We start from the raw sequence: 14,711 nt of genomic DNA on the forward strand, positions 1-14,711 counted from the left end.
TCTTATCATTTTCTGAAGTATACTTTAGACAGACTACCAGGAAAGGAAGAGATAGATGCTTGAAATTAATAAGGTAAGCAAAGTATACGGAGGAAAAATCGCGCATCGGGCCCTCACAGATGTTTCCCTTGAAGTGGAAGATGGAGAGTTCGTTGGAATCATGGGACCTTCCGGCAGTGGGAAAACGACGCTATTGAACCTGATTTCCACTATTGACGAGCCGACGAACGGAGAAGTGAAAATCAATGGAGAAAATCCTCACGGACTGAAAAAACAGAAACTTGCTGAATTTCGCCGCCGGTCTCTCGGATTTATATTTCAGGATTTCAATCTTCTTCCTACCCTTTCGATCGAGGAGAATATTGTTCTTCCGCTGACACTCGAGGGAGAGAAAGTAAAAGAAATGGAGAAAAAATCTCTACAGATTGCCAGAAAACTGGGGATTGAAGAAATTTTGAATAAACGCATTACTGAAGTATCAGGAGGGCAGGCCCAGCGTGCTGCTATCGCACGGGCGATGATTCACGCACCTAGTCTGTTACTCGCGGATGAACCGACGGGCAATCTCGATTCGAAGTCCTCCAAAGATGTCATGGAACTTTTGGAGGCGATGAATAAAGAAGAAAAAATGACGACCCTTCTCGTCACCCATGATCCTCAGGCGGCGAGTTACTGCGACCGTGTAGTGTTTATCCGTGATGGGAAGTTTTACTCTGAAATCCATCGGGGTGAAAAGCGTCAGCCATTTTTCCAGCAGATCATGGATACTCTGGCTTTCTTAGGAGGCGAGCACGATGACCTTTCGACAGTTCGTCATTCGTAATGTGTTCCGCAATAGCCGGCTGTACGCTGCTTATTTTCTGAGCAGTATGTTCACGGTAATGGTATTTTTCACTTTCGCCAACTTCGCTTTCCATCCTGTTTTTTATGAAGAAGGATTCAACGACAGAGCACTTCTTGGCATGGGCGTGGCCGGGGGACTTATCTATGTCTTTTCCTTCTTTTTTGTGATGTATTCGATGAGCGCTTTTCTGCAATCAAGGAAAAAGGAATTCGGGATTCTCATGATCCACGGTATGTCCACGCGGCAGATCCGTTCCATGGTATTTCTTGAAAATCTGCTGATCGGTGTCCTTGCCACAGTTTCCGGTATTGCGCTAGGCCTGCTGTTTTCGAAAGCGGTGCTTCTTATCGCGGAAAATGTGCTGATCGTGAGTGAATCCTTATCTTTTTATATGCCGTGGAACGCTATCGGAGTCACTTTCCTTTCCTTCAGTGCGCTGTTCTTGTGTATTTCTTTCTTCGTGGCATTTCTGTTGCGGACGAAAAAACTGACTGAACTGATTAAGAGTGATCGGACATCGAAAGGGGAGCCGAAAGCTTCCGGGCTTCTCGTATTTCTTTCCCTCTTTTTTTTGACCACTGGATATATTATCGCCCTTTCTGCGGAAGGGACTCAGGTAATCAGTGCTTTTATACCCGTAGCTATTCTTGTTATGGTCGGCACATACTTTCTATTCACTCAGCTGAGTGTGTTGGTGATTCATCGGTTGAAAAAGGAAAGATCCTACTACTGGAAAAAAACGAATATGATTTTCCTTTCTGACCTGGCATTCCGTATGAAAGATAACGCCCGGACGTTTTTCATCGTGGCAATCATATCAACGGTGGCCTTCAGCGCGATCGGCACGTTGTTCGGCGTCCAGTCCTATTTGACGAAGGGACTTGTTCAGGCTAACCCTTATGATTTTACTTATCATCCGTATGGAGAGGAGACCATAGAAGATGAAAAAGTGAGGTTGGTAAATCGTAAATTGGAGGAAGATGGGGTTCGTTATGAAGCGCAGGAGGTAGCTGTTTCTGACTTCGGAGGAATTGTTGAGGGAGACGAGATACCGATCCTCCCCGCTTCGCTTTACAATAGCCTGGCGTCTCTGACGAATCTTCCGGAAGTGGCTCCGGCTGAAGGAGAGGCTGTGGTCGTGAACAGCAACCTTCCTCAAGCAGAGGGTTTCAATCAGAGCCGTAACCTGGGTAAAAAAGAAATTCCTCTCTCTTCCGGAGAAAAGGTGACGCCGGAGAAAAGTGTGGTTTCCAATGTTCTCCCGGGGGTCGTCGATTTCTACGTTGTAAATGATGCGACACATGGTAATCTCCCGGAACCCGCTTCTTCAGATAAGCAATACGTATGGCAGACGAGTGGTACAGAAGAAGAACTTGTAGGGGTCGGAAGAGAGTTATCCGACGAGTTCCAGCCCGGAAGTTTCACAGCGATCGATTTCGCTATCTATGAAATAAACCGAACATACGGACCTATTCTTTTCATAGGACTGTTCATCGGAATTGTCTTCTTTTTCTCTGCCGGAAGCTTCCTGTATTTCCGCCTGTATTCCGATCTGGAAGAAGACCGGAAGAAATTCAGTTCTATCCGTAAACTCGGACTGACTGACAAGGAAATGAACCGCATAGTGACGAAGCAGACAGGTTTGTTATTTTTCACTCCTATCCTCGTGGCGATTCTGCACGGATTAGTCGCTCTTACGGCTCTTGCTAACTTTTTCGATTATAATCTGGTGGAAGAATCATTTTACGTGCTTGGTGGCTTTGCAGCAATCCAGATAGTTTACTTCCTCATAGCCCGCACATTTTACCTGCGTCAACTAGGAAAAGCGGAAGCTTCCGCTTAGAAGCTATGACGCAGGTAAGAAACCTTCTTCTTCGGAGGAACTTTATAAAAATAAGGCTTTGTTACCTTTTATTTTCGTCCCTACGGGTGGAAGCTTGCCGGCGGGCATAACTTCAACTTCCGGAAGCTCCCTATGTTCGATCCCGGTGATTTTCAGTGCATGCAATTCCCGCAGGCGTTTCCGCCCTTGGTTCCTAGAATCAACATCCGGCTTAATAGAGCCAAAAACAAAGAGAGCACCTCCGCCTAAGACGGATATGCTCTCTTTTTCTTTGTTATTATTTGACGCTTGCCCACTTGAATTCGAAGTTCGGCCCGGTAGCTGTAGGGAAGACTCCTTCGATATTCGAGCGGAGCAGTTGTGATTTCGCATCCTGGTAAAGGGGAGCGACAGCGGCATCTTCTTCGATAAGAAGACGTTCTGCTTCCATGAATGTTTCATAACGTTTTTCAGGTTTCTGTGCAAGTTCCGTATTCGCTTTGTTGATGAGGCTGTCATATTCTTCACTTGAGTAGTTCATATTGTTGTTCTGTCCATCAGTAAGGTACATGTTCAGATACGTGTTCGCATCAGCATAGTCAGGGCCCCAGGTTGCGGCTTCAATTTCGAATTCGCCTTCCTGATCACGACGTACGCGCTCTTTGAATGGTACTTCCACGACCTTGACGGAGAGACCTTCAAGATTGGTTTCGAGCTGCTCTTTGTAGTAAGCCATGGCGTTCTGGGAAGAATCTGTATCGTCACCCATCAGTTCGAGAGTCACAGAATCCTTACCGAGTGCTTCAAGAGCTTTGTCCCAGTGTTCTTTCGCTTTTTCCACATCGTGGCCGACAAGCGGTCCCTGGACTTCACGGAAATCTTTTCCGTCCGAACCGGGTACGGTTACAAAGTTCGAAGGTACATAACCATTAGCCGGTACGGAGCCGTCGTTCAAAATAACATCTGTCAGCGACTTACGGTCGATCGCCATGGACATGGCTTTACGGGCATCGGCATTGCCGAGCACTTCATGCTCCTGGTTGAATTTGAAGAAGTACAGATAAGGGTTTTCTACGACATTGAAGTGTTCGGAGGAGCGGTACTCATCCACGAATTCCGCATTCAGTTCCGCCTGGTCCAGTTCTCCCGATTGGAACAGGTTAACTGCCGTAGACGTTTCCTTAATGACTTTTACGTCAATCTCTTCCAGTTCTACAGTATCGGCATCCCAGTAGTTCTCGTTCTTCACGACTTTCCATCCTTCTCCGTGGCTCCATTCCGTCATTTTGAAAGGACCGTTGGCAAGCGTGTTGTCCGCTTCTGTGGAGAAGCTGTCACCCTGTTCTTCAACGTAACTCTTATTGAGAGGCATGAACGTGATGAAGACAGTCATGCTGTCGAAGTAAGGAACAGGCTGTTCCAGGTTCACTTCGAACGTATAATCGTCGACGGCTTTTACGCCAAGTTCTTCCGGTTTCATTTCTCCGTCAGCGATAGCGGAAGCGTTCTTCACTACGCCACCGAGGAAATAAGGTCCGTACTCAGAACCGGTATCCGGGGTGACGGCACGCTGCCAGGCGTACACGAAGTCGTTAGCCGTGACCGGATCGCCATTTTCCCATTGGGCATCTTCACGAAGATTGAACGTCCACGTCGTACCGTCTTCGGATACTTCGTGATCTTTGGCAATCCCTTCAGCCAGTTCGCCGTTTTCGTCAAGGCGGTACAGACCTTCATACGTTTCCCCCGCCCATTGGAAAGCTACGGAGTCGGTAATAAGACTTGGGTCCATACTCGGCAGTTCACTTTTAGCGGTGAAGGAAATGGACTGATCACTTCCGGAATCCGAACCTTCCGAAGAATCACCCTCCGAACCTTCGCCGGAAGATTCGCTTCCCCCGTTTCCGCCGCAGGCGGCCAGAATAAATAATAAAGTGATGGATAAAATAAGGCCTAAAAACAGTTTTCTGCTCACTCTCTTTTTCCCCCTCTTAAATATGTAAAATTTTTCAGAATAATGTTACTTTTTTGAGTATACAGTTTCCCTTTAATAATTTCAAGTGGCGAAATATCTCAATAGATTGACATTACGCCGGTCTCTGATAGGATAATGAATTATATATTTTTTAGATTCACGGGAGATTTTCCTGTTTCTAATATAATCAGCGACTCTAAAGGAGGAATTGTATTATGCATCGAGTACTCATCAGTGACCCGTTGAGCGAAGACGGGATTAAACCGCTTCTGGAAGCGGCAGACACCGAAGTCATTCAGAAACCTTCCATGGAAAAGGAAGAGCTATTGGAAGAAGTAGCCAAAGCGGATGCACTTATCGTAAGAAGCCAGACGCAGGTGACGAAGGAAGTGCTGGAGCATGGCGTGAATCTGAAGATTGTCGGTCGTGCGGGAGTCGGAGTCGATAATATCGATCTCGATGCGGCGACAGATAACGGGGTCGTTGTTGTAAACGCTCCGGACGGTAACACGATTTCCACGGCGGAACACACGATGGCTATGCTTATGTCAATGGCACGTAACATTCCGCAGGCTTATCATTCTCTTCAGCAGGGAAACTGGGACCGTAAGAAATACGTCGGTGTGGAGCTGAAGAACAAAACGCTCGGTGTCGTCGGTTTTGGTCGTATCGGCCGGGTAGTTACGCGCCGGGCCAAGGGGCACCGGATGAACGTAATCGCCTACGACCCGTTTCTGACCCGGGAAAAAGCGGAGAAAGCGGGAGTGGAGCACGGTACACTTGATGAAGTCCTCGCTCTGGCGGATTTTATAACCGTACATACGCCGCTTATCGCTGCAACGCATCATCTTATCAATAAGGATGCGTTTGCGAAAATGAAAAACGGAGCGAGAATCCTCAACTGTGCCCGTGGCGGTATCATCGAGGAGGAAGCCCTTTACGAAGCACTGCAGTCCGGTAAAATCGCCGGAGCGGCGCTCGACGTGTTCGAGGAGGAGCCGGCCATTAACAACAAACTGCTTGAACTTCCGCAGGTCGTAAGTGTTCCGCACCTTGGAGCGAGCACGGTCGAAGCCCAGGAGAACGTGGCGGTCGACGTGAGCAACGACGTAATGGAAGTGCTGCGCGGAGGAAATGCGAAACAGCCGGTGAACATTCCGTCTATACCGGAAGAAATGCAGGACAAACTCACACCTTACATTACCCTCTCGGAAAAACTGGGTGCTTTTCTCGGCAGCATCGTCCGCGGCGGGCTGAACAACATCAACGTTTATTATTCGGGTGAGCTTACGGACGTCGATCCGACACCGCTCACGAGAAAAGTAGTGAAAAGCGTGCTTCAGCTTTTTGTCGGTAATCGTGTGAATGACGTTAATTCCTACAAGATAGCCAAAGACAAAGGAATCGAAATCAACGAGCAGAAAACGACATCGACAAAAGGCTTTACGAACCTTCTGACAGTGGAACTTGAAACGGATGAAGAGACGCGAAGCATTGCAGGAACGCTGCTGAACGGACTCGGAGCCCGGGTCGTCCGTCTCGACGGCTACTCCGTGGACGTCATACCGGAGGGACACCTGATCAGTATCCATCACAAAGACCAGCCCGGGGCGATCGGCCGCGTGGGAAGCCTGCTTGCCGAGCACGACGTCAACATTGCGACGATGCAGGTGGGTCGTACCGACATCGGCGGTGCTGCTATCATGATTTTGACGATCGATAAGGAAGTGGGACCGGAATGTCAGGAACATCTGGCCCACGTGGAAGATATTAACCGCGTTCAGTATTTGAAACTGTAAAAGAATGAAGGAAACCTCCGGCTGCCCGGAGGTTTTTTTATGGGAGGCTGTTATCGTGACCTTCGGAAGCCATTTACGTGCCTGAAGGGAAGGAAAACGACGGAATCGTGCCGTTGAAAAGAGGAATGGGGGGACGACCGTCACGATTCGAAGTAAATCGTTACCTTTGGCGCCGTTTTTCCGTTCTGAAGGGAACGAAATCGTATCGCACTGCGTAAAAAAACCGCCCCGGGAGGCGGTTTCTCTGTTCAGGTAAGCGGGTGAGCGGACTTTTCCCGGCGGGTGAACGTATGGACTTCGTCGTACCCGATGGATTTCGCAAACTCCACCGCTTCATCGTAACGGTAGCCGAGATGATCCGGCTTATGAGCGTCGGAGCAGAGCGTAATGCCGACGCCGTACTCTTTGCACGTCTTAAGAAAATCGGGTTCCGGATACATTTTCCCTACCGGTTTGCGGAGCCCGGCCGTACTGATTTCAATCAGCGTCCCGGTTTTCGCGAGGGCACTCGCAGCCCGGTCGTACTGACGCTGCAGAAACTCCTGGTCGTCCGGTTCATAGCCGAACACTTTGATGACGTCGATGTGCCCGACGAAATCGAAAAGCCCGGACTCGGCGAGTGTGACGACGCGGTCGAAATACTGTTCGTACACGTCGTATACGTTACGGTTTTCGTACTCTTCCCGGTAAATGGCAAGGTCTATTCCCCACTCGTCGATCCAGTGGACGGAGCCGATCACGTAGTCGAAAGGATGTTCCTTGATGAACGTTTCCATCTCTTTTTCTTTTCCCGGCATGTAGTCCATTTCGATTCCCATCTTCACGCCGAGGTTCTCTTTTTCCGCTTCATCGAAAAGCGCCTGATAGTCGCTGAAATCGAGGGTTCTGCGGTTCTCCACCCACGGATTGGAAAGGATTGGACGTGTTTCCTGAAAAAAATAGGCGTGTTCCGAGATGCCGAGCTCTTCGATTCCCTCTTCTTTCGCCTTTCGGACGTAGTCTTTCAGATAATCGACGCTCAGTTTCCCTGTTTCCGCCATATGTACGTGGTAATCAGTACGCATATTTTTCCTCCTCCACTCTTCCCTGTAATTAAAAATCATCATAACAGTATTGGCAGGCAGAGGCAAAATCATTACTTTTCATTCGACCCGGAACCTCCTGTCTATGTTAGAATAGGGAGAGCTATTTATGGTGAAAAAAAGCGGGGTTACGAAATGAAAAATACGAAACAAATTACGGAAGGAGCGCTGTTGACAGGTATTTACCTGGTAATGCTCCTCATTCTTCTGTTTTTACCGATCCCGATTATCGGGACTTTCTTAATGTTTGCGCTCCCTGTACCGTTTGTCATTTACAGTTACCATTTCGGGTTCAAACCGGGGCTGGTGATGCTTGTCGGAGCTACCGTGCTTGCATCGATTGTGGCCACCGTGTTCTCGTTTCCGGTTACGCTGCTTTCGGGACTTGGCGGAGTGAGCCTTGGTGGGGCGATGTATAACAAAAGAAACGCTTACGAAACGTGGATATCGGGGTCGCTCGGTTTTATTGGCGGCCTCGTAGCTGTTTATGTTTTGACACAGCTGCTGTTTGGATTAAACTGGATGGAGGAAATTCAGCGGGCCATCGATCAGTCCATCAGTATGACACAGGACGTACTCACTTCCATTGGCGGAGAAGAAACCGAAGCGACCGTGCAGATACTCCGGGAACAGATGGAGAGTCTGCCGGACTACTTACCGGGTATTCTCGCCGTTACCGGAATAGCGATGGCGCTTATCAGTCAGTGGCTGAGTTACAAACTGCTCAACCGTCTTGAAAAAGCCGGTCTCTTCTTCCCGCCGGTGCGGGAGATGAGGCTGCCTGTCGCTATTTTGTGGTATTACTTCATCGCCATGATTCTCAATCTGATATTTATGGACGGGGAAGGAATATGGTACATGGCGGCCGTCAACGTATCGCTGCTGACGGGCATGCTGCTTATTCTCCAGGGTTTTTCGTTTATCTTTTTCTACAGCCGGGAGAAACAGTGGCCCAAAGCGGTGCCGATCATGGCAATCATACTGTCGGTTCTGCTGCCGCAACTCTTTCTTTATCTCGTTCGCATCTTGGGTATAATTGATATAGGATTCCCGTTAAGGGATAAAGTGGAAAAAAAGAAATAGCTCGGAGATTCTTAATAGGAGCTGAAGCGAATGGCAAATGTAAAGAAAACATCCGCGATGAGCGGACATTTATGGTTAATTTACTTCCTGTCCGTAATTCTGCTGGCTTTCATCTGGTATTATCAGTGGATGTTTGGACTCGTGATGACGCTGCTGCTTATCGGTTCGATTTTTTACAGTATCCGTACCGAACAGCAGGTGATCAATGACACAGAGGAATATATATCGACTCTTTCCTATCGGGTGAAAAAAGTGGGGGAAGAAGCCCTTCTCGAAATGCCGATCGGCATCATTCTGTATAGTGACAACTATAAAGTGGAATGGGCGAACCCCTACATGAATAAGTTTGTGGATGGAGATACCGTAGTAGGCTCCTCGCTGAACGAACTGTCGGAGAAACTGATTCCGAACATTAAAGAGAATAAAGACGAAGCGTGGATTAATCTCGGCGGTAACCAGATGCAGACTATCATGAAGCAGGAAGACCGGCTGCTGTATCTGTTCGACCGGACGAAACAGACCGAGGTGGAATCGCGCTACCGGAATGAGCAGAGCGTGCTGGCGGTTATCTTCCTTGATAACTATGAAGAGCTCACCCAGGGGATGGACGATACGTCGAAAAGCCGCATCAACTCCCAAGTGACATCGATTCTGAACAAATGGGCGGACGAGCACGGCATTTACTTGAAGCGCACGTCCCAGGAACGGTTTGTCGCCGTGATGACAAAAGAGATTCTGGCCGGACTCGAGAAGACGAAATTCGAAATTCTCGACGAGGTCCGTGAGCTGATTACGGATCAGAATATGCCGCTTACGTTAAGCTTCGGTATCGGCGTCGGCCCGATTACGCTCCCTGAGATGGGCGACCTGGCCCAGTCCAGTCTCGACCTTGCTCTCGGTCGCGGCGGTGATCAGGTGGCCATTAAAGATGAGACTGGAAAAGTACGCTTTTACGGCGGGAAGACGAATCCGATGGAAAAACGGACCCGCGTACGGGCCCGCGTTATTTCCCACGCTATGAAGGATCTCGTCCAGAGCAGTGAGAAAGTGCTTGTCATGGGCCACAAGTCACCGGACATGGATTCGGTCGGCGCGGCAATCGGTATTCTGAAAATCGCACAGGCCAACCAGAAAGAGGCATCGATCGTCGTGGATCCGGAAGATGTTGATACGGGTGTGCAGCGGATGATGGATGAAATCAAAAAAGACGAAGAACTGTGGGATTATTTCATATCTCCGGATGAGGCCCTGGAAACCGTTACGAACGAGACGCTGATTGTCGTCGTGGATACGCATAAACCGAAAATGGTAGCCGAGGAGAAACTTCTGAACAAAACAGAACACGTCGTCGTCATCGACCACCACAGAAGAGCGGAAGACTTCATTGCGGATCCGACGCTCGTCTACATGGAACCATACGCTTCGTCGACGGCGGAACTGGTCACCGAGCTTCTGGAGTACCAGCCGAAGAAACTGAAACTGTCGATGCTTGAAGCCACCTCGCTCCTCGCAGGTATCATCGTCGATACGAAGAGTTTCACCCTCCGTACAGGATCGCGGACGTTCGACGCCGCTTCCTACCTGAGAGGTAAAGGGGCGGACACTGTCCTCGTGCAGAAATTCCTGAAAGAGGATCTCGATATCTACGTCCGGCGGAGCCGTCTGATTGAGCAGGCGGAAATCTACAGGGACGGCGTCGCTATTTCGGCTGCGGAAAAAGGGGATATCTTCGGTCCGGTCGTCATCGCCCAGGCTGCCGATACGCTCCTTACGATGAGCGGTATCGAAGCCTCTTTCGTCATATCCGACCGGAAAGACGGCCAGGTCGGCATAAGCGCCCGGTCCCTCGGAGACGTAAACGTACAGGTGATCATGGAACAGATGAACGGCGGCGGGCACCTCACGAACGCCGCCACCCAGCTTGAAGACACAACGATTGAAGATGCGAAAGCATTATTGCAAGATATAATCGACGAGTATTTTGAAGGGGGAGAAGAAGAATGAAAGTAATATTCAACAAAGACGTCAAAGGCAAAGGCAAAAAAGGAGAAATCAAGAACGTCTCCGACGGCTACGCCCGCAACTATCTTCTGAAACACAACCTTGCTGTCGAGGCTACGAAAGCGAACGTGGACGCACAGAAAGCCAAGGACAAAAAAGAAGAAGAAAAAGCTCAGCAGGAAGTGGAAGAAGCGAAGCAGCTGAAAGAGGAACTTAAAAATATCGAAGTGAAGCTTGCAGCTAAATCCGGGGGCAGCGGCCGCCTCTTCGGCTCGATTCCGAGCAAACAGATTTCCGAGCAGTTGAAGAAAGACCACGACATCTCCATCGACAAACGTAAGATCGAGATGGACGACCCGATCCGTACGCTCGGATACACGGAAGTTCCGGTGAAGCTTCATCCTGAAGTGACCGGAACGATCCGGGTACACGTAGCGGAGAAATAGGAGCAATGATTAAGAGGAGGCAAAACCAGTGAATGAATTTTTTCAGGACCGTACGCCGCCTCACAATATAGAAGCGGAACAGGCGGTGCTCGGCGCCGTCTTCCTGGAGCCTTCGGCGATGACGACTGCGGCTGAACATCTGCTTCCTGAAGATTTTTATCGTGCCAGCCACCAGCGGATTTTTGAAGTGATGCTCGGGCTTTCCGATCGTGGAGAACCGATCGACCTCGTGACGGTGACGACAGCCCTGTCGAACAACCGGACACTCGAAGAGATCGGCGGGGTTTCCTATTTGAGCGACATCGCCAATTCGGTGCCGACCGCTGCAAACATCAGCTACTACACGGATATCGTCAGCGAGAAATCGACGCTCCGGCAGTTGATCCGGACAGCGACGGAAATTGTGACGAACGGCTATGCGGAAGAAGATGACATCGAGGACGTACTGAACCAGGCGGAAAAAGAAATTCTCGATGTGTCCCAGCGGAAGAACTCCCAGGCTTTCAAAAACATCAAAGACGTCCTGATCGACGTGTATGATAATATTGAACAGCTTCACCAGAGTGACGGCAACATCACCGGAATCCCGACCGGCTACAGGGATCTCGATACGATCACCTCCGGCTTCCAGCGAAACGACCTGATCATCATCGCGGCCCGTCCGTCGATGGGTAAGACGGCATTCGCCCTGAATATCGCGCAGAACGTAGCCGGTCAGACAGGAGAGAACGTTGCGATCTTCAGTCTGGAAATGGGCGCCGATCAGCTCGTCTCCCGTATGCTCTGTGCGGAAGGCAACATAGACGCCCAGCGTCTGCGTACCGGAAAAATGGAATCCGATGACTGGAACAAACTGACGATGGCGATGGGAAGTCTTTCGAACGCAGGGATTTATATAGACGACACGCCGGGCGTGCGCGTCAACGAAATCCGATCGAAGTGCCGTCGCCTTAAACAGGAGCACGGCATCGGGATGATTCTCATCGATTACCTGCAGCTCATTCAGGGGAGCGGAAACTCCCGGGAGAACCGTCAGCAGGAAGTATCGGAAATCTCCCGTTCCCTGAAAGGGCTGGCGCGTGAACTGAACGTTCCGCTCATCGCTCTTTCCCAGCTCTCCCGTGGAGTGGAATCACGTCAGGACAAACGTCCGATGATGTCCGACCTGAGGGAATCCGGGTCGATTGAGCAGGATGCCGATATCGTCGGTTTCCTGTACCGGGATGATTATTACGATCAGGAATCGGAGAACCAGAACATTATCGAAATCATTATAGCGAAACAGCGGAATGGCCCGGTCGGCAACGTCGAACTTGCCTTCGTGAAAGAATACAACAAGTTCGTCGACCTCGACCACCGCTACAGCGATTCAGATATTCCCCCTGCCTAGCGCAGAGGGGGATTTTTTCGGTCATAAAACAATAATTTAACGAATATTAATAGTTATTAACTGTTTAATGTTCGGTTTTTGTTGACGGTGCTCTGTATTATTGGTAAACTGAAAAAGAATTAACGTAGGAGGTGCCTTCATGTCATCAGTAGTAGTAGTCGGAACCCAGTGGGGGGACGAAGGAAAAGGCAAAATTACGGATTATCTATCCCAGCATGCGGAAGTCGTAGCCCGTTATCAGGGTGGGAATAACGCAGGTCACACAATCAAATTTGATAATGCTACATATAAATTGCACCTGATTCCTTCAGGGATTTTCTTTGAAGATAAACTTTGCGTGCTCGGAAACGGTATGGTCATCGATCCGAAAGCACTGAAGGAAGAACTGGCCTATTTACATGAGCGCGGTATTTCAACGGACAACTTGCGTATCAGTAACCGGGCGCACGTCATCCTTCCCTATCATCTGAAACTCGACGAGCTTCAGGAAGCGGATAAAGGTGATAACAAGATCGGTACTACGAAAAAAGGAATCGGTCCTGCCTATATGGATAAGGCAGCCCGTATGGGTATACGGATCGCGGATCTTCTGGATAAGGAAAGCTTCCGGGAGAAACTGGAACAGAACCTGGCCGAGAAAAACCGTCTGTTCGAGAAGGTATACGGAGACCGCCCGTTTGAGATCGACGATATCCTTGAAGAATACTATCAGTACGGCCAGGAGGTCGAAAAGTATGTATGCGACACCTCCGTCGTTCTGGACGATAACCTCGACGAAGGACGCCGCGTTCTGTTTGAAGGAGCGCAGGGGGTCATGCTTGATATCGATCAGGGGACGTATCCATTCGTTACATCCTCCAACCCGATTGCAGGCGGAGTAACGATCGGCGCCGGTGTCGGGCCTTCGAAGATCAAGAACGTCGTCGGTGTCTCCAAAGCCTACACGACGAGAGTCGGAGACGGACCTTTTCCGACGGAACTGACAGACGAAATCGGAGATCAGATCCGTGAAACCGGAAATGAGTACGGAACGACGACCGGACGTCCTCGCCGCGTCGGCTGGTTCGACAGTGTCGTCGTCCGTCACGCCCGCCGCGTGAGCGGTATCACCGATTTATCGTTGAATTCCCTGGACGTACTTACAGGTATCGACACGCTGAAAATCTGTACGTCCTATAAGTATAAAGGCGAGATTATCGAAGAATTCCCGGCGAGCCTTAAGAAACTGGCGGAATGTGAGCCTGTATACGAAGAGCTTCCGGGCTGGGAGGAAGACATTACGAAAGCGGAAAGTCTGGATGACCTGCCGGCGAATGCGCGTCACTATCTGGAGCGTATTGCTCAGCTTACCGGCATCCCGCTGTCCATTTTCTCCGTCGGCCCGGACCGCACGCAGACGAACGTGGTACGCAGTGTCTACCGGGAATCGTAAACGTTTTGCCAAAGACCTTTTGCATAGTCAAAGGGTCTTTCCTTTATTCAGAATAAATTCGGTTCGGGAGGAATAAAGATGAAAATATGTATTTTTGCGGGGTCCCGTAAAGGAAAGAACCCCGAGTATGAAAAAAAGGCCGGTGAACTCGGCAGGCTGCTCGCCAGACAGGGAATCACGGTCGTCTACGGAGGGTCGAGTGCGGGACTGATGGGAGCTCTCGCCAACGGCGCGCTGTCGGAGGGCGGCGAAGTGATCGGCGTTATGCCCCGCCAGCTCGACGGTATCGAAGTGTCCCACACGAAACTGACGCAGCTCATACAGGTGGACACGATGCACGAGCGGAAAGCGAAAATGGCCGAACTCGCAGACGGCTATATCGCCCTTCCCGGAGGTTTCGGTACGCTTGAGGAACTGACGGAAACGATTACGTGGGCGCAGATAGGTATCCACCACAAACCGGTCGGACTGCTGAACGCGGCAGGCTACTACACCCCTTTCATGACGATGGTGGAACACGCCGTAGAATCCGGGTTTGTGGACGTTGAACACGCGAACCGTCTGAAGCTGGAAGAAGACCCCGCCGACCTTATCAATGCTTTAGGGGAAGTAAAGAAATGATACCCGCTATTGCCGACAGCGACAAGCTATGGTAAGATAGGTTTCGTTGTCAGGCATTGGCGCCTGTCATTCCCGCGGCTCGGTAGCTCAGTCGGTAGAGCAACGGACTGAAAATCCGTGTGTCGGCGGTTCGATTCCGTCCCGAGCCACTCCAGACGAAGTACTCTGATATTGATCAGGGTACTTTTTTTATGTTTGCAGCCAGGTTATAGTGCT

At 49.9% G+C, this 14,711-nt stretch carries 11 protein-coding genes and 1 tRNA gene; 10 read left to right on the forward strand and 2 right to left on the reverse strand.

What is annotated here, in order from left to right; translation table 11 throughout:
- Positions 1-55: 55 nt before the first annotated feature.
- Positions 56-823 (forward strand): ABC transporter ATP-binding protein, encoded by a 768-nt coding sequence (locus BLU03_RS12785; RefSeq protein WP_093108171.1) that lies wholly within the window; start codon positions 56-58, stop codon positions 821-823.
- Positions 795-2,687, forward strand: coding sequence for an ABC transporter permease (locus BLU03_RS12790; protein WP_093108173.1), 1,893 nt, complete (start codon positions 795-797; stop codon positions 2,685-2,687). The genes BLU03_RS12785 and BLU03_RS12790 overlap by 29 nt, the downstream gene beginning before the upstream one ends.
- A 277-nt stretch (positions 2,688-2,964) precedes the next feature.
- On the opposite strand, the gene BLU03_RS12795 is transcribed toward BLU03_RS12790, so the two are convergent.
- Positions 2,965-4,641, reverse strand: coding sequence for a peptide ABC transporter substrate-binding protein (locus tag BLU03_RS12795; RefSeq protein WP_093108175.1), 1,677 nt, complete (start codon positions 4,639-4,641; stop codon positions 2,965-2,967).
- Between the two features lie 215 nt (positions 4,642-4,856).
- Here BLU03_RS12795 and serA point away from each other — a divergent pair, with 215 nt between their 5' ends.
- Complete coding sequence (gene serA, locus BLU03_RS12800) at positions 4,857-6,440, forward strand: phosphoglycerate dehydrogenase (protein WP_176765478.1); 1,584 nt, start codon at positions 4,857-4,859, stop codon at positions 6,438-6,440.
- A 248-nt stretch (positions 6,441-6,688) separates the two neighbouring features.
- On the opposite strand, the gene BLU03_RS12805 is transcribed toward serA, so the two are convergent.
- A complete protein-coding gene (locus BLU03_RS12805; protein ID WP_008590348.1) occupies positions 6,689-7,504 on the reverse strand; it encodes a histidinol-phosphatase in 816 nt (271 codons plus the stop codon).
- Between the two features lie 153 nt (positions 7,505-7,657).
- Between BLU03_RS12805 and BLU03_RS12810 the strand changes: the two genes are divergently transcribed.
- The 7 genes from BLU03_RS12810 to BLU03_RS12840 all read left to right on the forward strand — a co-directional run bounded on the left by BLU03_RS12810 (position 7,658) and on the right by BLU03_RS12840 (position 14,644).
- Entirely contained in the window at positions 7,658-8,605 is a 948-nt protein-coding gene (locus BLU03_RS12810) for a YybS family protein (protein WP_008590350.1), read from the forward strand.
- Positions 8,606-8,635: 30 nt separating this feature from the next.
- Complete coding sequence (locus BLU03_RS12815; protein WP_008590352.1) at positions 8,636-10,609, forward strand: DHH family phosphoesterase; 1,974 nt, start codon at positions 8,636-8,638, stop codon at positions 10,607-10,609.
- Entirely contained in the window at positions 10,606-11,052 is a 447-nt protein-coding gene (gene rplI, locus BLU03_RS12820) for a 50S ribosomal protein L9 (RefSeq protein ID WP_008590353.1), read from the forward strand. The genes BLU03_RS12815 and rplI overlap by 4 nt, the downstream gene beginning before the upstream one ends.
- A gap of 28 nt (positions 11,053-11,080) precedes the next feature.
- Positions 11,081-12,442, forward strand: coding sequence for a replicative DNA helicase (gene dnaB / locus BLU03_RS12825; RefSeq protein WP_008590355.1), 1,362 nt, complete (start codon positions 11,081-11,083; stop codon positions 12,440-12,442).
- Positions 12,443-12,581: 139 nt separating this feature from the next.
- Positions 12,582-13,874, forward strand: a complete 1,293-nt coding sequence (locus tag BLU03_RS12830; RefSeq protein ID WP_093108179.1) for an adenylosuccinate synthase — start codon at positions 12,582-12,584, stop codon at positions 13,872-13,874.
- Positions 13,875-13,952: 78 nt separating this feature from the next.
- On the forward strand, positions 13,953-14,495 hold the full coding sequence (locus tag BLU03_RS12835; RefSeq protein WP_076572445.1) for an LOG family protein: 543 nt from the start codon (positions 13,953-13,955) through the stop codon (positions 14,493-14,495).
- A 76-nt stretch (positions 14,496-14,571) separates the two neighbouring features.
- A tRNA-Phe gene (locus tag BLU03_RS12840) sits at positions 14,572-14,644 on the forward strand.
- Positions 14,645-14,711: the final 67 nt, after the last annotated feature.

Origin of the sequence: Salimicrobium album (assembly GCF_900107115.1) — a bacterium.
GTDB classification, from domain to species: Bacteria; Bacillota; Bacilli; order Bacillales; family Halobacillaceae; genus Salimicrobium; species Salimicrobium album.

What these genes read in the sequence shown, in the direction of transcription:
- BLU03_RS12815 (WP_008590352.1), top strand. Translation starts at nt 8,636, where the DNA reads ATGGCAAATGTAAAGAAAACATCCGCGATGAGCGGACATTTATGGTTA.
- BLU03_RS12830 (WP_093108179.1), top strand. Translation starts at nt 12,582, where the DNA reads ATGTCATCAGTAGTAGTAGTCGGAACCCAGTGGGGGGACGAAGGAAAA.
- BLU03_RS12810 (WP_008590350.1), top strand. Translation starts at nt 7,658, where the DNA reads ATGAAAAATACGAAACAAATTACGGAAGGAGCGCTGTTGACAGGTATT.
- rplI (WP_008590353.1), top strand. Translation starts at nt 10,606, where the DNA reads ATGAAAGTAATATTCAACAAAGACGTCAAAGGCAAAGGCAAAAAAGGA.
- BLU03_RS12785 (WP_093108171.1), top strand. Translation starts at nt 56, where the DNA reads ATGCTTGAAATTAATAAGGTAAGCAAAGTATACGGAGGAAAAATCGCG.
- BLU03_RS12805 (WP_008590348.1), bottom strand. Translation starts at nt 7,504, where the DNA reads ATGCGTACTGATTACCACGTACATATGGCGGAAACAGGGAAACTGAGC.
- serA (WP_176765478.1), top strand. Translation starts at nt 4,857, where the DNA reads ATGCATCGAGTACTCATCAGTGACCCGTTGAGCGAAGACGGGATTAAA.
- BLU03_RS12790 (WP_093108173.1), top strand. Translation starts at nt 795, where the DNA reads ATGACCTTTCGACAGTTCGTCATTCGTAATGTGTTCCGCAATAGCCGG.
- BLU03_RS12835 (WP_076572445.1), top strand. Translation starts at nt 13,953, where the DNA reads ATGAAAATATGTATTTTTGCGGGGTCCCGTAAAGGAAAGAACCCCGAG.